Raw genomic sequence first — 22,046 nt, 5'->3', positions numbered from 1 at the left:
TTTATCCCCCTTTAAGGGTTTAGTGAAATCTTCCCTATTATTAAATAATGTATCTGCTTTTGTCAAACTGTTTCCTAATTTAAATGAAAACGGTTAAGTCCATTCATCCGCTATATCTTCTGCACACATTACTAGTTTTGCGCCATTTTGTATCAAGAAATTTGTACCTGCTGCACAATCTTCAAGAATAGATCCTGGAATTGCAAATACGTCTCTTCCTTGTTCCAGCGCTTGATCGGCTGTTATGAGCGATCCGCTTTTAGTTCTTGCCTCAGCAACTAGAGTTGCTTTGCCGAGACCGCTAATTATACGGTTACGCAATGGGAAATGCCAGCGTTTTGGCTGAACAAAAGGCGGAAACTCTGAAATAAGAATGCCTTGACTGCTAATTTCTTCTGCTAATTTGTTATTTTCGGTGGGATATACGCATTTTATTCCAGAACCTAATACTGCAGCAGTTCGCGTGCCATTTACTAGACTTAACCTGTGTGCATATGTATCTATTCCCCTTGCAAGCCCGCTGACAACCACCCATCTATTCTTCAGCAGTGGCGAGAGAACCTTGCTTAATGCACCCAATCCATCAGAACTCGGGTTTCTCGTTCCTACCACACTTATTATTTTATCCTGTTTCAGCGTACTCCAATCTCCTCTTCCATAAAGTACCCAAGGCGGATCAAATATTGTTTTCAAGCTAGGCGGATAATCTTTATGAAAATAAGGTATTGCAGATATCGAATTTTTCTTTAAAACATTCATTATGTATGTACTATTCTTTTGATTCATAAAGGTATATAAACGTACTGCCATTTTCTCGCTTAATGCAAATGACATCATCAGGCTCTTAACATCCATTTTAAATATATCAGCTAATTCCGGATCGGCTGTTAAAATATTTTTGAAATGATTCCATGTTAGTCCTTCGCAATGATGAAGAAAGATTAAGCGTTCATAATCCAAATCCTTTTCCCCCTCATGAATCATTGATTAATTAAAGTGAAAAAGCCCCCTATTTCTGGGAGCTTCTCACGATGTTAGAGATGCAGAACACACCTCTTGTAATATTTATGCTTTTGATGCTTTTTCTTTGTTTGTAACACAAACGTCGTAAAGATCGTTTTCTTTAAGCGCTTCAACTAAAGTTTCACCCATTACTGAAGGTGTTGCTGCAACTTTAATTCCGCATGCCTTCATTGTTTTGATCTTCTCGTCAGCAGTACCTTTACCGCCAGAGATAATCGCACCAGCATGGCCCATACGTTTTCCTGGAGGTGCAGTTTGTCCGCCGATGAATCCAACAACAGGTTTAGTCATATTAGCTTTTACCCATTCTGCAGCTTCTTCTTCAGCAGTTCCGCCAATTTCACCAATCATGATTACCGCATACGTATCTTCATCTTCATTAAACGCCTTTAGAACGTCAATAAAGTCTGTCCCGTTAACTGGGTCGCCACCGATACCAACAGCTGTAGATTGTCCAATTCCGCGCTCTGAGAGCTGATGTACTGCTTCATAAGTTAAAGTTCCAGAACGGGAAACAACACCTACGTGTCCTTTAGTGTGGATATAGCCAGGCATGATACCAATCTTACATTCTTCAGGAGTGATTACACCTGGGCAGTTTGGTCCTACTAAGCGAGTCTTCTTGCCTTCCATATAGCGCTTAACTTTCACCATATCCATTACAGGAATACCTTCTGTAATACAAATAGCAAGATCAAGCTCTGCATCAACAGCTTCGATGATCGCTTCCGCAGCAAATGCTGGAGGAACATAAATAACAGAAGCGTTAGCTCCAGTCTCTTTAACTGCATCAGCAACTGTGTTGAATACTGGAAGTCCTTCAACTTCAGTTCCGCCTTTACCAGGAGTAACTCCGCCTACAATTTTCGTACCATATTCAAGCATTTGTTTCGTATGGAAAAGACCTACGGAACCTGTAATACCCTGAACGATGACTTTTGTGTCTTTATTAATAAAAATGCTCATGCTTTAAATTCCCATCCTTCCTGCAATGTTTTCTTTATTACTTAACTAATGCGACGATTTTCTCTGCACCGTCAGCCATTGAATCAGCAGCTGTAATATTAAGTCCGGATTCTTTTAAGATCTTTTTGCCAAGATCAACGTTAGTGCCTTCCAGACGAACTACTAGAGGCAACTCAAGACCAACTTGTTTAGTTGCTTCTACAACACCATTAGCAATGATGTCACATTTCATGATACCGCCAAAGATGTTAACGAAAATTCCTTTAACATTTTTGTCAGAAAGAATAATTTTGAAAGCTTCAGTTACTTTCTCAGTTGTAGCGCCGCCCCCAACGTCAAGGAAGTTAGCAGGATCTCCGCCATAATGCTTAATGATGTCCATTGTAGCCATCGCTAGTCCAGCACCATTAACCATACAGCCGATATTTCCATCAAGTGAGATATAGCTTAGATCATATTTTGATGCTTCGATCTCTTTTGGATCTTCTTCTTCTAAATCTCTGTATTCTAGGATGTCTTTATGACGGTATAAAGCATTTGAATCAAAGTTCATTTTCGCATCAAGTGCCATTACGTTTCCGTCTCCAGTAACAACTAATGGGTTGATTTCAGCGATAGAGCAATCTTTTTCTACGAATGCAGTATATAATCCCATCATGAACTTTACAGCTTTACCTACTAGTTCAGTTGGAATGTTAATGTTATAAGCTAAACGTCTTGCCTGGAATGCTTGAAGACCGATTGCAGGGTCGATTACTTCTTTGAAGATTTTTTCAGGCGTTTCTTCTGCCACTTCTTCAATTTCAGTACCGCCTTCTTCAGATCCCATCATTACTACACTTGAAGTTGCACGATCAAGCACAAGACCAATGTAATATTCCTTTTTAATGTCACAGCCTTCTTCGATAAGTAAGCGCTTAACTTCCTTACCTTCTGGGCCAGTTTGGTGAGTTACTAGAACTTTACCTAAAATTTCATTTGCGTATGTACGCACTTCATCGATATTCTTGGCAACTTTTACGCCACCCGCTTTACCGCGGCCGCCTGCATGAATCTGCGCTTTTACAACAGATACAGCGCTCCCTAGTTCTTTAGCAGCTTCTACAGCTTCTTCAACTGAAAATGCTACTTTTCCGTTTGGAACAGCCACACCATATTTTCTAAGTATCTCTTTACCTTGGTATTCGTGGATATTCATTTACTCTCCATCCTCCTATCATGGTGAAAACTTAAAGTACCGTTATCATTGTATAAGACCAAGCGTCTTATGTCTACTATTCTTCAGAAAATTGCAAGCGCATACAGGATTTATGACCAAATAAAAAACCAAAACCTTCATGATACGGTTTTGGTTTCACTGCTTTTTGCCTTTGAAAAATAGGAGCTTCCAAAGCTTATTTCATTTGTTTTTCTCGTTTTCCTGTTTTTTAATTAGCTTAGGTGTAATCGCTTCTTTTTCCGCAGCAGAACGGTACAGACCAAATTCTTCAGCCATCTCTTCTCTAAACTGATTAACCAATTGCTCAGATTGTTGTACTACAAGTTTGTTTTTTGGCATTGTGCACACTCCTTTATGTTAGCAATGCCCGTTTAAACAAGAATTATGTTTATCATTTTGCTTCTTGGTCGATTTGATATATAAAAGCAAAAAGTTCAGCAACTACTTCATAAAGTTCCTCTGGTATGCTTTCATCGATTTCTAATTTTGATAATAAGTGTACAAGTGAAGGGTCTTCCTGAATAGGGATATTGTGCTCTGATGCAGTCTGAACGATACGGTCAGCCGTTTCACCTTTTCCTTTGGCCGTAACTATGGGAGAACTTGATTCTTCGGGATTATATTTAAGGGCTACAGCTTCTTTAATGTTTTTCTTCATATACGCATATCCATCCCTTTATATCCTGTTTTCGACACTGGGCTTTTTATTTCATTTTTTGGCTTTTGCGCAAAAGTAATCGAAGATAGCGTATAGTTCATTTCACTTAAGCTTTTCTTTAAAGATGGAAGAAAAGCTTTTGAAAGATTCTCGATCAAAGGGTGACCGCTAAAAACTTTCAAGGATAAAATTCTGTTTTGAATCTGAACATCCACTGCAATGTCTTTTAAATTTTTCATCTCCAGCCAAAACAGCATTCTGCAATGGTCGGGGTCTAACGATTGACTGTTTTGTTTTTTCCCTTCCCATCGGATCGAAATCTCTCTTGGGTTTTCATTTTGTCCAAGTGGAATCTGCAAAACAAACTGCTGCAGATGTTCGTTAACTGGGATGTTTTGCAGCTGCTGACTCGTAAGCCTGTTAAGCGCTTGTTCAGCCTTTAATGAGATACTTTCTGGTAATCCGAGAAATTCCGCATTTTTTTTTAATGAAATAATATGTGATTTCAATGTTTCTGTTTGCTTCAATTGAACTGGATCTGTTAATAAATTCTTTTCGTGCAGCAGACCTGACTTTTGAAACCATTTTTGGACAGCTTGTAAAAAATCATTTGAAGACTGGCGTTTTATATCATTAACTGAAGCTTCCGCTCTTTGTCCGGCAGGCTGGTTTGTTTGGCTTGTTTTTGCTTCATCCTTTGTTTCACTACTAAACCTTTTTATTTCTATACCAGAACTTCCAGGATGAACTGAAGGTTCTTTTGATACATGTATTGTGTTTGCAGAGCTTGCAGACACTTGTGAATTTTCTTTAGGTGTTGAATGATTGTTTTTAAAACCATATAAGCTTTGAAGCAGATCTACAGTTTTTGCTATGCTTTTATCTTTATGTACATAAGGTGTAAGAGACTCGAACAATTGACGCATCTCAGCTTGATCAGGCTTTTTTTGAATACTTGCTATGACTGCATTAACCGATGCAGGCTTAGCTGGGAGCTGAAGTTCATGCATTCGATGAATGACTTCTATCTTCTCTTTAAATGGTATGTTTGCTGCAAGCTGAAGGATATCAGCTACCTGTTTAACATTTTCTTTTGTTACTGGCATTTTTTCAGAGACAACAAATTCTGCAGCTTCTTTGTTATTTTCGGTTTGTGGAAGATTTAGCTTTTGCAGAATTTGTTCAGTTGTTGATTTTAAAGGATCTACATCTATTTTTTTTAAGATTACTGTGCCGTTTTTGTCCCCAACTTCAAACAAGTAGTGACTCCCCTTTGTTAAGGGAGCCTCTAATTTGGCATGCACAGCTGCACCATTATATAAAATTTTTGCTGTTTGATCGGGATAAATCTCCAAAATTTTAGCGGTTAACAATTGGTTTAGTTTCAGGTTGATGCCTGTTGCTGAATTTTGTGCAAGCGGCTGTGGATTGATGATGTTGTTAATGGATAACACCTTATTCACTCCCGGTATACTGAATAATTTCTCCTACTGGACTAAACGTTTTGCGATGTATTTCAGTTGCCCCGAAAGTTCTCAGCGCTTCTAGATGCTCTTTCGTGCCGTAGCCCATATTTGATTTAAAACCATAATGAGGATACATTTGGTCAAGCTTCTTCATATATCGGTCCCGTGTAACTTTTGCAACAATAGAAGCCGCTGCAATAGAGATGCTTTTTTCATCTCCTTTTATAATTTTCTTCTGATCAATCGGCAGAGGAATTTCCATGGCATCGATCAAAAGCTGATCTGGCTGGATCTTCAACTGGTAAACTGCCTCAGTCATGGCTAGTTTAGATGCCTGATAGATGTTGATCTCATCAATCTTGTCAGGCTGGACTAAATAAGTACTATAGCAAACAGCATCTTTTACGATTCTTTCATATAAATCTTCCCGTTTTTTTTCTGATAGTTTTTTGGAGTCATTAATCCCATTTAGAGTATAGCCTTCTGGTAAAATAACGGCCGCAGCCACTACAGGTCCAGCTAGCGGGCCACGTCCAACTTCATCGACACCAGCGATAAAATTTTTGCCGTTTGCAGTACATTGTTTTTCAAAGGAGCACATGATTTCAAGCCTTCTTAACTCCGCTTCCACTTCTAACAAACGGCTTGTATATGTTTTAAATAACTTTTTAGCACCTTGTCTCTCATCTGAAGCGAGAAACTCAAGAAGGCGGCTGATTTCTTCTGTGGAACTGTTTCTTAGTTTCTGATCCCATTCTTTTATGGATAACTTCATTTTTATTCACACTCTTTATGTATTATTTATCGGCTTGCTAATCTGTCTTTTAAGACTTTATCGATTCAAAGAAAACAGGCACATAAAATTCACGCGCCTGTTTTACCACTTTATTCATTTATTGCTGATGGCAGCTCATAAGACAAGCGGCCTAATTTTTCTGAACGAAGGTCGCGAAGCACAATCTCTGCAGTTTTTTCGAGATCAACTTCACCACCGCTCATGATGCATCCCCTTTTTTTGCCGATCTCTTCAAATAAACGAAGAGGATCATCGGGTATGTCTGATAATTTATATCGCTCAACAAGACGCTCTTGATAATGTGCGTTTAAATATTTCACAGCAAATAGTACAACTTCTGTAAAATCAAATAACGTTTCTTTAATCGCTCCTGTTACAGCAAGCTTGAGACCTATTGACTGATCCTCGAATTTCGGCCAAAGAATACCTGGTGTATCCAGTAGTTCAAGAGTCTTACCAGCTTTGATCCACTGCTGTTTTTTTGTTACGCCTGGCTTATCGCCGGTTACAGCAATGTTCTTGCCTGCCATTCTGTTAATAATTGTAGATTTCCCGACATTTGGGATTCCAACGATTAAAGCACGTACAGCACGCGGTTTAACGATTCCTTTTGCTCTCATCTTATCGAACTTTTCTTTTACAAGTTCGTGTGCAATAGGTTCAATTTTTTTAATACCTTTTCCGTCTTGTGAGTTTATTGCCAGAGATGGAATTCCTTTATCTGAAAAATAGCTTTGCCACATTGACGTTACTTTCGGATCAGCCAGATCTGCTTTGTTCAATAAAACAATACGCGGCTTTTCTCCAAGTATCTCGTCTATCATCGGGTTTCGTGATGCTAATGGAATTCTGGCGTCTACAAGCTCGAAAACGACATCGATCATTTTAAGTTTTTCAGTTATTTCCCGGCGAGCTTTTGCCATATGGCCCGGAAACCATTGAATGGTCATGTTATTTCACCCTACTTTACAAATCCTATATCGGATAACGGCCAGAAACGGAATGATGCTTTTCCTAAGATTTCATCTTCGTTAACAGTACCGATGTTCCGGCTGTCACTGGAGTTCCGGCGATTATCACCTAGAACAAACAATTGTCCTTCTGGTACCTTCTGTTTTGCTGTCACTTCCAGTAAAGTGAAGTCATACGTGAAATTTCCGTCTTTTGTTTTTTTCTTATATGCTTCTAAGTATTCTTCTTTCACCTTTTTGCCATTCACATAAAGAGTATCATCTTTATATTCAATAGTATCTCCTGGCAAACCAATAACTCTTTTTATGTAATCTTTTTCTTCTGTAGCGTGAAAGACTACAATGTCAAATCTGTTTGGTTCTCCAATGATATAGCTGAACTTATTAACAATTAATCGATCTCCATCGTGAAGAGTCGGCATCATTGATTGTCCATCGACTACCACAGGGGCAAAAAGGAAGAACCGGATGATACCTGCCAATAACAATGCTGCAGCTAATGCTTTAATCCATTCCCACGTTTCGTTTTTTGTACGAGCCATTCTTAATCCTCACCATCTGTAGAAATTCCTTACTTATAATATGGAAAAAGGAGCTTGAGTAAGTCAAGCTCCTTTCGAGAATTATTAGCGAATTTCTTTAATACGAGCTGCTTTACCACGAAGTGCACGCAAGTAGTATAGCTTAGCACGGCGAACTTTACCGCGACGTACAACTTCAAGGTTCGCAATCTTAGGTGAATGTACAGGGAACGCACGCTCCACACCTACACCGTAAGAAATTTTACGAACAGTAAACGTTTCAGAAATCCCAGACCCACGCTTTTTGATAACAACACCTTCAAAAAGCTGAATACGCTCACGAGTACCCTCGATTACTTTCACGTGTACACGTACAGTGTCACCTGAACGGAATTTTGGTAAATCTGATTTTAATTGATCTTTTGCAAGATCTGCAATAAGCTGTTGCATAGTTTATTGCCTCCCTTCCCATGGATGTTCTTGCGTGATTATCAAGCAGCGGAACACCGGATTAAACGGGCATAAGCCACAAACAATATAATACCATATAAATCAGACGAGTATCAAGTTGTTTTATTATCTTTTATTTCTCTCAGCCAATTTTCTTCTTCTTTAGTTAACTCTATGCTTTCCAAAAGATCAGGACGTCTTTCGTAAGTCCGTTTTAATGATTCTTTTTTTCGCCATTCTTCAATATTTTTATGGTTTCCAGACATAAGAACATCAGGTACCTTCATACCCCTGAAGTCTGCTGGCCTCGTATATTGAGGATGTTCTAAAAGACCTGTACTGAACGAATCCTGAAGATGCGATTCTTCTTTTCCAAGTACACCAGGTAGTAATCTTGTTACTGCGTCAATCACTACCATCGCACCAAGTTCACCGCCTGTTAAGACATAGTCGCCGATTGAGATCTCATCTGTAACTAAATATTCTCTGATTCGCTCGTCATAGCCTTCGTAATGGCCGCATAAAAAGATCAGGTGCTTTTCTTTAGAGAGTTCTTCCGCTTTCTTTTGAGAAAACCTCTCTCCTTGTGGACAAAGCAGGATGATCCTTGGTTTCTCAGATGTTTCTTTCGTTAAGGTTTCAACTGCATCGAATAACGGCTGTGGCGTCAACACCATTCCCGCTCCTCCGCCATAAGGATAATCATCTACATTTCTATGTTTATTTGATGAGAATTCGCGGAAATCGAGCACCTGAAACTGAACCGCACTTTTTTCTTGTGCTTTTTTTAAAATAGACTGGCCGAAAACACCTGAAAACATATCTGGAAACAGGCTTAATACATCTATTTTCATTTAGAAAAGTCCTTCTAAAGGTTCTATTGAAATCTTCTTACCTTCTAAATCAACTGTTTTAACAACGGATGGAATATAAGGGATCAAAATGTCCGAGCCAAACCCTTTGCGTTTTACTACCCATACATCATTTGCACCTGGTGATAAAATTTCTTTCACCTTCCCTAGTTCTTCGCCATCAACCGTAAAAACAGCACACCCAATGATGTCATGGTAAAAGAATTCACCTTCTTCTAAAGACACTTGCTGTTCTTTTGGAACTTTTAACAAATGCCCTTTAAATGGTTCAACATCATTAATGTTGCCTAAACCTTCAAACGTTAAAAGATCAAACTGCTTATGTTTGCGATGAGCTTCAATGGTTACAGGTATAAGGTTTCCAGGTTCTTTTTCTACATATAAGGTATTGCCTGTCTTATATCGTTCTTCCGGAAAATCTGTTCTTGAAATAACACGAACTTCCCCTCTAATGCCGTGTGTGTTAACGATTTTTCCGACGTTCAGCCATTTTTCCATAATTTTAAAACCTTCTCTCGTACGACTTATTCTTATTATTATCTAGTCTAAAGTTTATCATAATCCAGGTATGTATATTTTTTAAAGGCTGTTTCACAATACTTTGTTGCTTTTGAAAGTAGTTGATTTCCGTTACAGGATGCTCGCTTTCCGCGGGGCGTGCGGTGAGCCTCCTCGGCGCTATGCGCCCTTAGGAGTCTCACCTGTCCCGCTAATCCCGCAGGAGTCTCGCACCTTTCACTCCAATCAACATGTCAAGGATGAGAATGAAAAAAAAGACCTTAAGCAACAATCTTTTAGATAAAAACCTTTTTAAAAGATAAAAAAAGGAAGAGGTTTCCCTCATCCTTTTTAGACGATTTCGATTGAAATCCTTTTATTTTGATTCGTTCCTGCTGCATTTACAACGGTACGAATCGCTTTGGCCACTCTTCCTTGTTTGCCGATCACTTTCCCCATATCAGTCTGGTTCACGGATAATTGATAAACAAGGCGATGTCCTTCATTAACCTCTTTGACGCTAACTTCTTCTGGGTGATCAACTAGAGCTTTCACAATCGCTTCGATCAACTCTGTCATATCAGTTCCCCTTCGTCAAAATTATTTTTGGTTTTTAGCGTTATGGAATTTCTCCATAAGACCAGCTTTTGAGAATAGGTTACGAACTGTGTCAGATGGCTTCGCACCGTTTGTCATCCACTCAAGAGCTTTTTCTTCGTTAATTTTAACTTCAGCTGGGTTAACAACTGGGTTGTAAGTTCCGATCTCTTCGATGAAACGTCCATCACGAGGAGAACGAGAATCTGCTACTACTACACGATAAAAAGGAGCTTTCTTAGCACCCATACGTTTTAAACGAATTTTTACTGCCATTATAACTTGCACCTCCGAAAATAGTTCACACAAAATAATATGATAGTATAAATTGACAGGTTTGTAAACCTGAAAATTCAGTTTACATAAAAGGGAATTTAAATCCACCTTTTTTCTTCTTGCCATTCATCATTCCGGACATTTGTTTCATCATTTTCTTCATGTCCTCGAATTGTTTGATAAGGCGATTCACTTCTTGTACTGATCGTCCGCTGCCTTTAGCGATACGTCTTTTACGGCTTGCATTGATAATCTCTGGCTGTTCTCTTTCATTAAGAGTCATCGAACGAATGATAGCTTCAACGTGACCGATTTGTTTTTCATCAATCTGAACGTTTTTAAGGCCTTTCATTTTGTTCGCGCCAGGAAGCATGCCAAGCACTTCATCTAATGGTCCAAGATTCCTTACTTGTCCCATCTGATCAAGAAAATCATCAAATGTGAACGACATATCACGCATCTTTTTCTGAAGATCACGCGCTTTATCTTCATCTACTGAGGACTGTGCCTTTTCAATAAGTGTCAGCATGTCGCCCATTCCTAAAATTCTAGAAGCCATTCGATCAGGATGGAACGCCTCAAGAGCATCCATCTTTTCACCAAGACCTACAAATTTAATAGGAAGTCCTGTAACAGCTTTGATTGAAAGCGCGGCACCACCGCGTGTGTCACCATCAAGCTTTGTTAGAATGACACCTGTAATTCCAAGTGCTTCATTAAAACTTTCTGCAACATTCACAGCGTCCTGACCTGTCATCGCATCCACAACCAGGAAGATCTCATCAGGTTTTGCTGTTTCTTTAACCTGTTTCAATTCATCCATCAGCGTTTCATCAATGTGCAAACGCCCGGCTGTATCAATGAGCACATAGTCATGATGCTCTTCTTTCGCTTTCGCAATCGCTGATTCAGCAATTTTTACGGGACTAACTTGGTCTCCCATTTGAAAGACTGGAAAATCAAGCTGTTTCCCGAGTGTTTCTAACTGCTTTATCGCAGCGGGACGGTATATGTCAGCTGCAGCAAGAAGCGGTTTGCGATTTTGTTTTTTACGCAAATGATTCGCAAGCTTTCCTGTAGTGGTTGTTTTACCTGCACCTTGAAGACCAACCATCATAATAACCGTCGGGGGCTTGTTGGAAACAGCGATTTTACTCTGTTCTCCGCCCATCAATGCTGTAAGTTCATCATTAACCACTTTTACAACTTGCTGTCCAGGTGTCAGGCTTTTTAGCACTTCCTGACCAACTGCACGTTCAGATACCTTTTTCACAAAATCTTTTACCACTTTAAAGTTAACATCCGCCTCAAGAAGAGCAAGGCGTACTTCCCTCATCATTTCCTTTACATCCGCTTCATTTACTTTCCCTTTTCCGCGAATTTTTTGTAAAGTGTTCTGAAGACGGTCGGCTAAACCTTCAAATGCCATCTCACTGAACGCCTCCTATTCCATATTTTCAAGGCGATCGATAATTGCAATTACGTTAGCAGGTTCAGTTTTCAGCAGCTCTCTTAAAGATGACAGCAACTGATCACGTTCCTGAAACTTTGCAAAAAGCCCTAACTTCTCTTCGTATTCTTCCAGCATCGCCTCTGTCCGTTTAATATTATCATAAACGGCCTGGCGGCTGACATTATATTGTTCAGCAATTTCACCGAGAGAATAATCGTCTAAATAATATAAGCCCATATAATTCTTTTGCTTAGGGGTTAACAGTGATTGGTAAAAATCAAAAAGATAATTAATTCTCATCGTTTTATCAAGCATACTTTCACAACCCTTGTTAAGTGAAATGCCTTTACGTGAATACTATACAACCATAAAAAATAGATGTCAAGTTTTTTTCTTAACAGAATAACTTGTTAGTGCCAGCATTCAATACACAATAGATGCTTTGGTGCTCAACTCTTTGAAGTTAGATGGATGCAAAGGCTGTAGTTACATAAATTTGCTGAAGTTTACCATGAGATAGACAGACTCTGTATTTCAATTTCCATAAAATGTTAAATTATGTGATGGCCGCTCGTTTTTCTTTGATTGTGTCCATTTTTTATGTGATTATTGCGCTTTTTTATATGATTAATGACTCTTTTTATGTGATCATCAAATTTACTTTTAAATGTGTCTTCGCAGATGGAATTTGACTTTTTTATCATCCTAAAAGAAAAGAAGCAGATATTACTCTGCTTCTTCCTCTTCTGTTCCAGCGAATAATCCGTATACAAACTGTTCCGGATCAAATTCCTGCAGGTCATCAATTTTTTCGCCAAGTCCTACGAATTTCACTGGGATATCCAGTTCGTGGCGGATCGCTAGGACGATTCCGCCTTTTGCTGTTCCATCAAGTTTTGTTAAAACAAGCCCTGTCACATCTGTTGATTGTCCAAATGTTTTAGCCTGGTTCATCGCGTTTTGCCCGGTCGTTGCATCTACAACCAGCAGAACTTCGTGCGGTGCGCCGGGTATTTCGCGTTCGATCACTCGTTTTACTTTCGAAAGTTCGTTCATTAAGTTTACTTTATTTTGGAGTCGGCCGGCTGTATCACATAAAAGCACGTCAGCTTTTCTTGATTTTGCTGCCTGTATGCTGTCATAGATTACCGCAGCCGGATCGGCACCTTCATGATGTTTGATAACGTCAACTCCTGCACGCTCTCCCCATACTTCCAACTGGTCGATCGCACCTGCACGGAACGTATCTCCAGCAGCGAGAATAACTTTCTTGCCGTCATTCTTAAGCTGGTGTGCCAGTTTTCCAATCGTAGTTGTCTTCCCCACTCCGTTAACACCAACGAATAATATGACTGTCATGCCATCTGCTTGTAGATTCAGCTTGTTTTCGCTATCATCTTTTTGAAGCATTTCTGCAAGCTTTTCCGTGATCGCTGAACGAAGCTCTTGAGGATCTTTAATATTCCTTGTACGAGCTACATCCTTTAGTTCATCAATAATATCAAGAACTGTATGCACTCCCACATCTGCGCCGATCAAGATTTCTTCAAGTTCTTCAAAAAACTCTTCATCTACTTTACGATACCTTTTTAACAAGTCATTTACTTTAAATGAAAAAGAACTTCTTGTTTTTTCTAATCCATCTTTAAATTTCTCAGAAGAGGATTCTGATGGTTGATTTGAAAATTTTTCTTTTAGCTTCTTTAAAAAACTCACTTTATTTCCTCCCTACGATGTTACCAGTTCTTTAGTTTCTTCTAAGCGTACTGAAACAAGTTTTGAAACGCCTGATTCCTGCATGGTCACCCCATACAATACGTCGGCTTCCTCCATTGTACCCTTTCGATGGGTTACAACGATAAACTGTGTTTCTTTGCTGAATGCCCGCAAATACTTTGCAAAACGGTTCACGTTTGCATCATCTAATGCGGCTTCTACTTCATCCAAAATACAAAATGGAACAGGACGCACCTTAAGGATGGCAAAGAGTAGTGCTATTGCAGTTAAAGCACGCTCTCCCCCAGATAACAACCCTAGTTGCTGAAGCTTTTTACCAGGAGGCTGCGCCATTATATCAACACCTGTTGCAAGCATGTCGTCTGGCTGAGTCAGCACAAGGTCTGCTCGGCCGCCTCCGAATAACTCTTTGAAGATGACCCCGAAATGCGATCGGATGGCTGTGAACGTCTCTTCAAAACGATTTTTCATTTCTTCATCCATCTCAGAAATTACGCCATACAGTGTATTTTTAGCTTCCGTCAGGTCATCCCTTTGTTCTGTTAGGAAATTAAAACGCTGACTGACTCTGTCATATTCTTCAATGGCACCGATATTGACAACACCCAGCTCTTCGATCGCCATTTTGATCAGCTTTACTTTTCGTTTAGCATCTTCCAACGGCATCTCAAGTTTGTGTTTTTGCTTAGCACCTTCATATGACAGTTCATACTCTTCCCGGAGATGGGTCAGACGGGTTTCAAGTTCCACATCAAGTCTGTTTATGCTCACTTCTTCCGTTCTTAATCCATCACTCAATTGTTTGTATTGGCGCTTCGCTTCCTTAAGCTCAATTTCCATTTTTTCGATAGAGCGGAATGACTCTGTTCTTTCTTGTCTGCGTTCAGCTATCAGTTTTAATGCAGTATTTTTTTCATGTCTCTTTTGCTTAATCTGTTCATCGAGAGAATCCTCTCCTGACGAACTTGAATTCATTTCTTCTTCAAGAAGCCAGTAATCTTCCTCTGTTTCCTTGCTTTTAGCACTTACACCTGCAAACTCTTCTTCGAGCCGCAGACTTTTTTCTTTAAGATTTGCCACTTGCTGTTCAAGCTCGGCAGTTTTAATTTTTAATTGTGTCAAAGTTTCTCTAAGCTCTTCTTTAGAAGACTGATGCATCTTCTTCTTTTCAGTTAGGTCTGCGATTGTTTTCTCCAGTTCACTGCCAGATTTCACAGCTTTATCAAGCCTCTTCTTAAGATTCATTAATCTCGTGTCAGCGGCCGAACGCTCAGACTCAAATGTATGTTTTTCACGATCATACAATTGCAGCCTGTCGTTTAAACTCTTTTCTTGAATCTCAATCTCACGCAGGTTACTTTTGAGTTCTTGTTCAAGTTCTCTTAGTTTCTCACCTTCAGCTTGAAGATTGTCTAATGCTTCTTTGTTTTTTGTAACTTTTGCTTTTAGATTAGTAACTTTTTCTTCTAAGCTAAGAGTTTGTTTCTCCATTGCAGCTAATTTTTCAGTCAGTACTTCAACTTCTCTTTGTCTGCTTAAAAGAGAGGAACTCTTCTGTTTGAGGCTTCCCCCAGACATTGAACCGCCTGGGCTGACAACATCCCCTTCAAGGGTAACTATTCGATAGCGATAGTTCACTTGCTTTGCAATCGCATTTGCTCCAGCTAGATCCTTGGAAATTATAATGTTTCCTAATAAGTTTCCAACTATGTTCTTATACTTTTGATCAAAATGCACGAGGTCAGCTGCGACTCCAACAAAAGAATCAACTGTGCGTGCATTATGAACATCCGCACTCGAAACATTGCGGCTTTTAATTACGTTTAACGGTAAGAATGTTGCTCTGCCAGCTCTTGTTTGTTTTAAGAATTGGATGGCTTTCATTGCGTTCTGTTCGTGATCGACAACAACATGCTGCATAGAAGCCCCTAAAGCTGTCTCAATAGCGGTTTCAACCTCAGACGGAACAGAAAGAAGTTCGGCTACGGCACCTTCAATTCCAGATAACCTCGTCTCCTTTGCCTTTAATACTTCTTTTACTCCCTGCATAAATCCGGCATATTCATCCTGCATCGATTCTAGCATTTCTTTCTTTGATTTAAATTGCTGGATATACTGATAAGCCTGATACAATTTCTCTTGACTTGAACGGCTTTCTTGTTCTTCTAAAGAAACAGCGGATTTTAAGTTCTGATACTCTTCCTGTTTCTTCTTCAGTTGAGTTTCAGCTTCTTTATAGCTCTGCTCAGCCTGTTCTTTCGTCTTCTTTAATTCTTCCCTTTGATGAAGATATCTATTGTTTTCTTCATCCAATCTGCTGCTTTTAAAGTTTTGCTGTTTAGACTGATCCTCAATATAACGCATTTCATTTTTGATAGTCGTTTGTTCATTTAGGCGTTCAAAATAATCACTTTTTAGTTTTTCAAGCTCTGCTTCCACATCCATTTCAAGGACAGTCAAACGGCTTTCTTCCTCAGTAACTTGTTTTCGAACCGTTTTTAATTGCTTTTCTTTATCTGCTAAAATACTTTTCTCTGAGAGCAATTGTGTTTCTAGTTGTTCTTTTTTTACTTTCAGTTGCTGAATCTGCTCTAAAAGTGAAGTTTTATTCTGATCATAGTTTTTCTTTCTCTCTTTTAAAACTTCTTTTTTTCCTTCAAGTTTTTCCAGCGTTTCACTTGCTGATAGAAGAGCTCCCTGAAGTTCATCAATAGATTCATCCATCGCCTGCATATCAAGTCTGGCTCTTTCAATCGCAGATTCACCCTGCTTAACTTTTACGGAAAGTTCAGATTCTTGTTTCTGTAGTTCTGCCACCCATGTTTTTTGTTTTTCCCAGCGTTCGTGAAGGTCTTCTATCTCCTGAACGAGAACAGCAGTCTCAACGACCTCTAATTCCTGTTTCTTCTCAAGATAATCCTTCGCAATAGATGCCTGTATTTTTAGAGGTTCAACCTGCCCTTCAAGTTCATGAAGGATATCTTCAACCCTGTTTAAGTTTTCCTGAGTTTCAAATAGTTTTTGTTCAGCCTTTTGTTTTCTTGTTTTATATTTTAAAACTCCTGCGGCTTCTTCAAAGATTTTTCTTCTCTCTTCAGATTTACTGCTTAAAATTTCTTCTACCCGGCCTTGTCCAATAATAGAAAAAGCTTCTCTTCCAAGTCCAGAGTCCATAAATAATTCAACAATGTCTTTTAAGCGGCATTGCTGCTTATTGATTAAGTATTCACTATCACCTGAGCGATAAACTCTTCTTGTAATAGAAATCTCATTATAATCAAGAGGAAGATGCTGGTCTTCGTTATCTAAAGTGAGAGTGACTTCAGCGACATTCAACGGTTTGCGATTATCGCTGCCGGCAAAAATGATATCCTCCATCTTAGAGCCGCGAAGCGACTTGGCAGACTGCTCGCCAAGCACCCATCTTACAGCATCTGATATATTGCTTTTTCCGCTTCCGTTCGGCCCAACTACAGCAGTTACTCCCTGAACAAATTCTACTTGTATCCGCTCTGCAAATGATTTAAATCCTGCTACATCAATTCGTTTGAGGAACATCTTTAAATCCCCCTTTTTCCTGCTTTATATAAGCATTCGTGTTCAAACGGTTATTTCAGTAATTTTAGATTTGACTGTTTTCGTAAACTTTGTTGCTATTTGAAAGGATTGATTTCCGCTCCAGGATGCTCGCTTTCCGCGGGGTGTGCGGTGAGCCCACTCGGCGCTTTGCGACATTGAATGGTCTCACCTGACCGCTTCATGGAAGTATCCTTGCTCCTGCGTCTACAAGTAAATGCTACCGATGTGAGCTTCCTCGTCGCATGCCTAGCGAGAAGCTTCTCATGTGGTAGGCACGCACCTTGCGCTCCAATCAAATTGTCGACGAAGGAACTTCAAAAAACAATCTATTAGATAAGAGCCTTAGATTAAGTTCAGTTACCCATCCTTACAGTTAACAAATTCTTAAATTATGTAAAAAAAATTCTTTAACTGTTTTATTTTATCATAGATTTACTCTCTCATAGTCACAAAGATTACTGTATGCTAAAATAGAGAAAGTTAATTGAACGGCCCTCATACAGACTGATATTAGGTTTCACTTATTAAATGCTAAAGGAGCTTCACTATGGACTTAACAAATGAAAATCATGAGAATCTAGCTTTTATGATTGAAAGCTTAAAAAAGAAACTGCAGCTGGTTAACGGCGGACTGATTCAGCCTGAAGATTATGAGCTGAACAAATACGATGATATTAAAGAACTATATGACATGGTAATGAAAATGCCTTCATTCAGCATTAGGGATATGGAAGGAATCGTAGAAGAACTTGCATCCCTTAAAAAGAAATAACAGAAACCCCCTTGCATGGCATTCGCCAAGTTTTAAGGGGGTTTTAATTATTGGTTCACTTTTTTTGCAACCTTTTCAATCGCTTCTTGTGCAGCGTGCTGTTCTGCTTCTTTTTTGGATCTTCCATACCCGATGCCAAACGCAGCATCATTTAATCTGACCTCAGAAACAAATTCCCTGTTATGAGCAGGTCCTTTTTCTTGTACGATCTTATAATCAATATGACCTAATCCTTCACGCTGAACATATTCTTGCAGCTGGCTCTTAAAATCCATCACATGAGAAAAAGCACCTTCGTTTATCCGTGGTACAACGTACTGATTTAAAAACTCCTTTACCTTGTCGAGTCCCTGATCAAGATACAACGCTCCTATGAATGCCTCGAAGACATCAGCTAAAAGAGCAGGCCGTGATCGTCCACCAGTGTTTTCTTCTCCTTTTCCCAATAGTACAAAGTCACCAAAGTGCAGGTCGTTAGCAAACAGCACCAATGATGGTTCACAAACGATAGCCGCTCGAAGTTTTGTGAGCTCACCTTCACTCATGTTTGCAAACTTGGTGTACAAGTATTGAGAAATTGTCAGTTCCAGAACAGCATCTCCCAGAAATTCCAGTCTTTCATTATCCTCGAATGTTCTTCCTCGATGCTCATTCACATATGATGAATGCGTAAAAGCTTGTGCTAATAGTTTTACATTTTCAAACTGAATGTTTAAACGTTCCTGAAGAGGGGCTACTTTCTGAATGCGCACTTTGTCATCCATGCCCTTTTTGGAAGCCGATTTAAACCGGTTTTTAACTGTTTTCTTTTGAGTTGATTGATGTTTTGAACCTTTCATAAACTTCCTCCAAAAATCTCGTAAAGGGCTATTTGCTGTTTCCTCCCCAAAAAGGGAAGAAAGCCCCGCATTTATACACGGGACTTTATCCGTAAAACCTTATTGTTTGCTGTTTATGTAATCTACAACGTCACCAACAGTTGCAATTTTCTCAGCATCTTCATCAGAAATTTCTAATTCGAACTCATCCTCAAGTTCCATAACTAGTTCCACTACATCAAGAGAGTCTGCACCTAGATCCTCTTTAAAGGAAGCTTCAGGCTTAACCTCAGACGCGTCAACACCTAGACGGTCAACAACAATCTTTGAAACTCTTTCTAAAACGTCTGCCATTTTGTGTGTCACCTCCTTTCAATAGTATATGCTTTTTCCTCTAAAAAAACTAGAGGGATTACGTTGTATAAATTAGTCTGTTTTTGCAAAAATCATTGTTGCCTTTGTAAGTAGTTGATCTCCGTTTCAGGATGCTCGCTTTCCGCGGGGCGTGCGGTGAGCCTCCTCGGCGCCATGCGCCCTTAGGAGTCTCACCTGTCACACTGATCCCGCTGGAGTCTCGCACCTTACACTCCTATCAACTTGACAAGGGAGACAAAATAAGACAAGAAGCAACAATCTTTTAGAAACTAGCCTTTTGTAACACCCTATTAAGCTAACCAGCAGGATTACATAACCATTCCGCCATCAACATGAAGTGTCTGGCCAGTAATATACGAGCTGGAATCACCTGCTAAAAACGCCGCAGCTGCTGCAATATCATCCGGCTGGCCGAAGCGTGCCAATGGAATATTTCTTAGCATATCTTCCCTAATTCCTTCTTCAAGCTTGCCTGTCATATCTGTTTCAATGAAACCAGGAGCAATTGCGTTAACCGTAATTCCTCTTGAAGAAAGCTCCTTCGCAGTCGTTTTTGTAAGTCCGATTACTCCCGCTTTTGCGGCAACATAGTTTGCTTGTCCTGCGTTTCCTGAAACACCGACGATCGAAGCAATATTTATAATACGGCCATTTCGTTGTTTCATCATCTGTCTTGAAACAGCTTTTGTTGTTAAGAATACACCTTTTAAGTTAGTGTTTATGACTGCGTCCCAGTCTTCTTCCTTCATTCGCATTAAAAGGTTATCTCTTGTAATTCCTGCGTTGTTTACAAGAACATCAAGGCTTCCAAATTCATCTATGACAGACTTAACCATATTCGTCACGTCTTCTGAACTTGAAATATCAGCTTTAATCGAGAAGGCTGTACCGCCGTTTGCTTTAATTTCTTCAACTACCTCATTGGCTTTTGCTTCACTTCCAGAATAGTTGACCGCTACTTTCGCGCCATTTTTTGCAAAATAAAGGGCAATTGCACGTCCAATACCTCGAGAAGCACCTGTAATTAACACAGATTTATTATTAAGCATCAACAGATTCCCCTTTCAGTTTTTCCAAAGCTTGCATCATTGAATCCATATCTCCGATCGCTAACACGTTAGCTCGGCGATTTACCTTTTTTACAAGACCGCACAATACTTTACCAGGTCCGATCTCAATGAATGTATCAACACCCGAATCCATTAACTCTCTAATGGTTTCCTCCCAGCGTACAGGAGAATATAGCTGTTCAATCAGCTTGGACTTAATTTCTTCTTTCGATGTAACAGGTTTCGCCGTAACGTTTGCGATTACAGGCGTTTTCGCATCATGTATTGTAATATTTGATAAAACTTCTGCAAATTTTTCCGCCGCTGGTTTCATTAAAGCAGAGTGAAAAGGTCCGCTTACCTGTAAAGGAATTACTTTTGCGCCTTCTTCTTTTGCTTTGCTGCCCGCTGATTCAACACCTTTTACCGTTCCAGAAATAACAATTTGACCTGGACAGTTCAAATTAGCCACTTGCACACTGTCTCCGTACTCTGAAACTTCAGCAGTAATTGCCTCAAGGCGTTCTTGATCGAATCCGATTACAGCAGCCATTGTTCCTACACCAGCAGGAACAGCTTCTTCCATTAGGAGTCCGCGGTGTCTAACAGCATAAACCGCATCTTCAAACGAAATACTTCCAGCTGCGACAAGTGCTGAATATTCCCCAAGACTATGCCCTGCAGTGTAATCAGCAGAGATACCATGTTTTTTAAAAACTTCAAGTACAGCTGTTGATACAGTAAGCAATGCTGGCTGAGTATTCTCTGTTCTCTTGAGAAGATCTTCAGGACCTTCAAAAATGATCTTTGAAAGATCGAATTTTAATACTTCGTCTGCTTTATCAAAAATATCTTTTGCCAGAGTTTCTTGTTCTGCTATTTGTTTTCCCATTCCCGCGAATTGAGAACCTTGTCCTGGAAAAAGAAAGGCGATTTTACCCATAAGTTATTCCTCCTTTTGGCTGTCAGGCTGAATATGGCTCAATATAGTATTCACAACATTTTTGTCTACCATATCTTTAGTTTGTCTGATTGCGTTTAAGACTGCATTTGCATTGGATGAGCCGTGCGCTTTAATAACTGGTGCAGCTAATCCGAACAATCCTGCACCGCCATATTCTGTATAGTCCAGTTTATCTTTAATTCCTTTAAGCTTCGGTTTTAATACACCTGCTGCAATTTTGCTCGTTAAGCTTGATGTGAGCGTTTCTTTAATCATTGAGAACATGCTCATCGCAGTACCTTCAATGGACTTCAATACAAGATTGCCTGCAAAACCGTCACATACGACAACGTCTGCTGCGCCCATTAAAAGATCTCTGGATTCAACGTTCCCCACAAAATTAATGTTTGCGTCCTTCAGCAAAGGAAAAGCTGCTTTCGTTAAAGCATTGCCTTTTTCACTTTCTGTGCCGACGTTAAGCAGACCTACACGAGGATTATCGATTCCTCTGACTTCTTTGCAATAGACTGATCCCATCAAGGCATATTGTAATAGATGCTCAGGTTTTGCATCCATGTTCGCACCCACGTCTAGAAATAAGAATCCTTTTCCATCGAGTGTAGGGAGCGTAGGTGCCAACGCTGGCCGTTCGATCCCTTTAATTCTGCCAACGTAAAAGAGTCCGCTTGCCATAAGAGCTCCCGTATTTCCCGCAGAAATATAAGCATCTGCATTTCCTGTCTTCACTTCATTTGCCGCCAATACCATCGAAGCATCCTTTTTTCGGCGTACAGCGCGAACAGGTTCCTCAGCTGCTTCAATTACTTCAGTTGTATGAATAATTTTAAATGAATGATCGCTTGGTAAATGTTCATTGATTTTATCTTGGTCACCAACCAAAGTAATGTTTAGTTCAGGATATTGTTCAACAGCCAGCAATGCACCTTTTACGATTTCCTTCGGTGCATTGTCACCGCCCATTGCATCTATTGTGATAATCATGCTGA

General features: G+C 39.7%; 24 protein-coding genes. 1 reads left to right on the top strand and 23 read right to left on the bottom strand.

Annotation, left to right across the window (positions count from 1 at the left end; genetic code table 11):
• Window positions 1–93: 93 nt before the first annotated feature.
• The 18 genes from dprA to smc all read right to left on the bottom strand — a co-directional run bounded on the left by dprA (window position 94) and on the right by smc (window position 17,061).
• Entirely contained in the window at window positions 94–960 is an 867-nt protein-coding gene (dprA, locus tag ABE41_RS09640) for a DNA-processing protein DprA (RefSeq protein WP_083207941.1), read from the bottom strand.
• Window positions 961–1,065: 105 nt separating this feature from the next.
• Window positions 1,066–1,989 carry a succinate--CoA ligase subunit alpha gene (sucD, locus tag ABE41_RS09635; protein WP_066289375.1) on the bottom strand — a complete coding sequence of 308 codons (924 nt, stop codon included), beginning with the start codon at window positions 1,987–1,989 and terminating at the stop codon, window positions 1,066–1,068.
• Between the two features lie 37 nt (window positions 1,990–2,026).
• On the bottom strand, window positions 2,027–3,187 hold the full coding sequence (sucC, locus tag ABE41_RS09630; RefSeq protein WP_066289373.1) for an ADP-forming succinate--CoA ligase subunit beta: 1,161 nt from the start codon (window positions 3,185–3,187) through the stop codon (window positions 2,027–2,029).
• A 201-nt stretch (window positions 3,188–3,388) separates the two neighbouring features.
• A complete protein-coding gene (locus tag ABE41_RS21040) occupies window positions 3,389–3,547 on the bottom strand; it encodes a small, acid-soluble spore protein, alpha/beta type (RefSeq protein ID WP_156774261.1) in 159 nt (52 codons plus the stop codon).
• A 52-nt stretch (window positions 3,548–3,599) separates the two neighbouring features.
• A complete protein-coding gene (locus ABE41_RS09625; protein WP_066289370.1) occupies window positions 3,600–3,866 on the bottom strand; it encodes an EscU/YscU/HrcU family type III secretion system export apparatus switch protein in 267 nt (88 codons plus the stop codon).
• Window positions 3,863–5,320 carry a DUF6240 domain-containing protein gene (locus tag ABE41_RS09620; protein ID WP_066289368.1) on the bottom strand — a complete coding sequence of 486 codons (1,458 nt, stop codon included), beginning with the start codon at window positions 5,318–5,320 and terminating at the stop codon, window positions 3,863–3,865. The genes ABE41_RS09625 and ABE41_RS09620 overlap by 4 nt, the downstream gene beginning before the upstream one ends.
• 1 nt (window position 5,321) lies before the next feature.
• A complete protein-coding gene (locus tag ABE41_RS09615; RefSeq protein ID WP_066289366.1) occupies window positions 5,322–6,107 on the bottom strand; it encodes a ribonuclease HII in 786 nt (261 codons plus the stop codon).
• 110 nt (window positions 6,108–6,217) lie between these two features.
• Window positions 6,218–7,078 (bottom strand): ribosome biogenesis GTPase YlqF, encoded by an 861-nt coding sequence (gene ylqF, locus ABE41_RS09610; protein WP_066289365.1) that lies wholly within the window; start codon window positions 7,076–7,078, stop codon window positions 6,218–6,220.
• 11 nt (window positions 7,079–7,089) lie between these two features.
• Entirely contained in the window at window positions 7,090–7,641 is a 552-nt protein-coding gene (gene lepB / locus ABE41_RS09605) for a signal peptidase I (protein ID WP_066289363.1), read from the bottom strand.
• Between the two features lie 84 nt (window positions 7,642–7,725).
• Window positions 7,726–8,070: a 50S ribosomal protein L19 gene (rplS, locus tag ABE41_RS09600; RefSeq protein ID WP_066289359.1), complete on the bottom strand. Its 345-nt coding sequence runs from the start codon at window positions 8,068–8,070 to the stop codon at window positions 7,726–7,728.
• 113 nt (window positions 8,071–8,183) lie between these two features.
• Window positions 8,184–8,924, bottom strand: coding sequence for a tRNA (guanosine(37)-N1)-methyltransferase TrmD (trmD, locus tag ABE41_RS09595; RefSeq protein WP_066289357.1), 741 nt, complete (start codon window positions 8,922–8,924; stop codon window positions 8,184–8,186).
• Complete coding sequence (gene rimM, locus ABE41_RS09590; protein WP_066289354.1) at window positions 8,925–9,440, bottom strand: ribosome maturation factor RimM; 516 nt, start codon at window positions 9,438–9,440, stop codon at window positions 8,925–8,927.
• Between the two features lie 351 nt (window positions 9,441–9,791).
• Entirely contained in the window at window positions 9,792–10,019 is a 228-nt protein-coding gene (locus ABE41_RS09585) for a KH domain-containing protein (protein WP_066289352.1), read from the bottom strand.
• A gap of 21 nt (window positions 10,020–10,040) precedes the next feature.
• A complete protein-coding gene (gene rpsP, locus ABE41_RS09580) occupies window positions 10,041–10,313 on the bottom strand; it encodes a 30S ribosomal protein S16 (RefSeq protein ID WP_066289350.1) in 273 nt (90 codons plus the stop codon).
• A gap of 82 nt (window positions 10,314–10,395) precedes the next feature.
• On the bottom strand, window positions 10,396–11,742 hold the full coding sequence (gene ffh, locus ABE41_RS09575; protein WP_066289348.1) for a signal recognition particle protein: 1,347 nt from the start codon (window positions 11,740–11,742) through the stop codon (window positions 10,396–10,398).
• A gap of 15 nt (window positions 11,743–11,757) precedes the next feature.
• The gene (locus tag ABE41_RS09570; protein WP_066289345.1) at window positions 11,758–12,081 is read right to left on the bottom strand and encodes a putative DNA-binding protein; all 324 of its coding nucleotides are present in this window, start codon (window positions 12,079–12,081) and stop codon (window positions 11,758–11,760) included.
• 411 nt (window positions 12,082–12,492) lie between these two features.
• A complete protein-coding gene (gene ftsY, locus ABE41_RS09565) occupies window positions 12,493–13,482 on the bottom strand; it encodes a signal recognition particle-docking protein FtsY (protein WP_066289344.1) in 990 nt (329 codons plus the stop codon).
• Window positions 13,483–13,494: 12 nt separating this feature from the next.
• The gene (gene smc, locus ABE41_RS09560) at window positions 13,495–17,061 is read right to left on the bottom strand and encodes a chromosome segregation protein SMC (protein ID WP_066289342.1); all 3,567 of its coding nucleotides are present in this window, start codon (window positions 17,059–17,061) and stop codon (window positions 13,495–13,497) included.
• A gap of 568 nt (window positions 17,062–17,629) precedes the next feature.
• On the opposite strand from smc, the gene ABE41_RS09555 reads away from it, so the two are divergent.
• On the top strand, window positions 17,630–17,854 hold the full coding sequence (locus ABE41_RS09555; RefSeq protein WP_066289337.1) for a DUF1128 domain-containing protein: 225 nt from the start codon (window positions 17,630–17,632) through the stop codon (window positions 17,852–17,854).
• A 47-nt stretch (window positions 17,855–17,901) separates the two neighbouring features.
• On the opposite strand, the gene rnc is transcribed toward ABE41_RS09555, so the two are convergent.
• The 5 genes from rnc to plsX all read right to left on the bottom strand — a co-directional run bounded on the left by rnc (window position 17,902) and on the right by plsX (window position 22,041).
• A complete protein-coding gene (rnc, locus tag ABE41_RS09550; protein WP_066294761.1) occupies window positions 17,902–18,618 on the bottom strand; it encodes a ribonuclease III in 717 nt (238 codons plus the stop codon).
• 174 nt (window positions 18,619–18,792) lie between these two features.
• The gene (gene acpP, locus ABE41_RS09545) at window positions 18,793–19,026 is read right to left on the bottom strand and encodes an acyl carrier protein (RefSeq protein ID WP_066289334.1); all 234 of its coding nucleotides are present in this window, start codon (window positions 19,024–19,026) and stop codon (window positions 18,793–18,795) included.
• A 329-nt stretch (window positions 19,027–19,355) separates the two neighbouring features.
• Window positions 19,356–20,096, bottom strand: a complete 741-nt coding sequence (gene fabG, locus ABE41_RS09540; protein ID WP_066289332.1) for a 3-oxoacyl-[acyl-carrier-protein] reductase — start codon at window positions 20,094–20,096, stop codon at window positions 19,356–19,358.
• The gene (gene fabD / locus ABE41_RS09535) at window positions 20,089–21,039 is read right to left on the bottom strand and encodes an ACP S-malonyltransferase (RefSeq protein ID WP_066289330.1); all 951 of its coding nucleotides are present in this window, start codon (window positions 21,037–21,039) and stop codon (window positions 20,089–20,091) included. Before fabD ends, fabG begins: the two co-directional genes overlap by 8 nt.
• Before the next feature lie 3 nt (window positions 21,040–21,042).
• Window positions 21,043–22,041 (bottom strand): phosphate acyltransferase PlsX, encoded by a 999-nt coding sequence (gene plsX, locus ABE41_RS09530; RefSeq protein WP_066289328.1) that lies wholly within the window; start codon window positions 22,039–22,041, stop codon window positions 21,043–21,045.
• Window positions 22,042–22,046: the final 5 nt, after the last annotated feature.

This window comes from Fictibacillus arsenicus (assembly GCF_001642935.1).
GTDB classification, from domain to species: Bacteria; Bacillota; Bacilli; order Bacillales; family Fictibacillaceae; genus Fictibacillus; species Fictibacillus arsenicus_B.
Note: the sequence above shows the minus strand (reverse complement) of the source record. Positions and strands in the feature narration are given on the sequence as shown.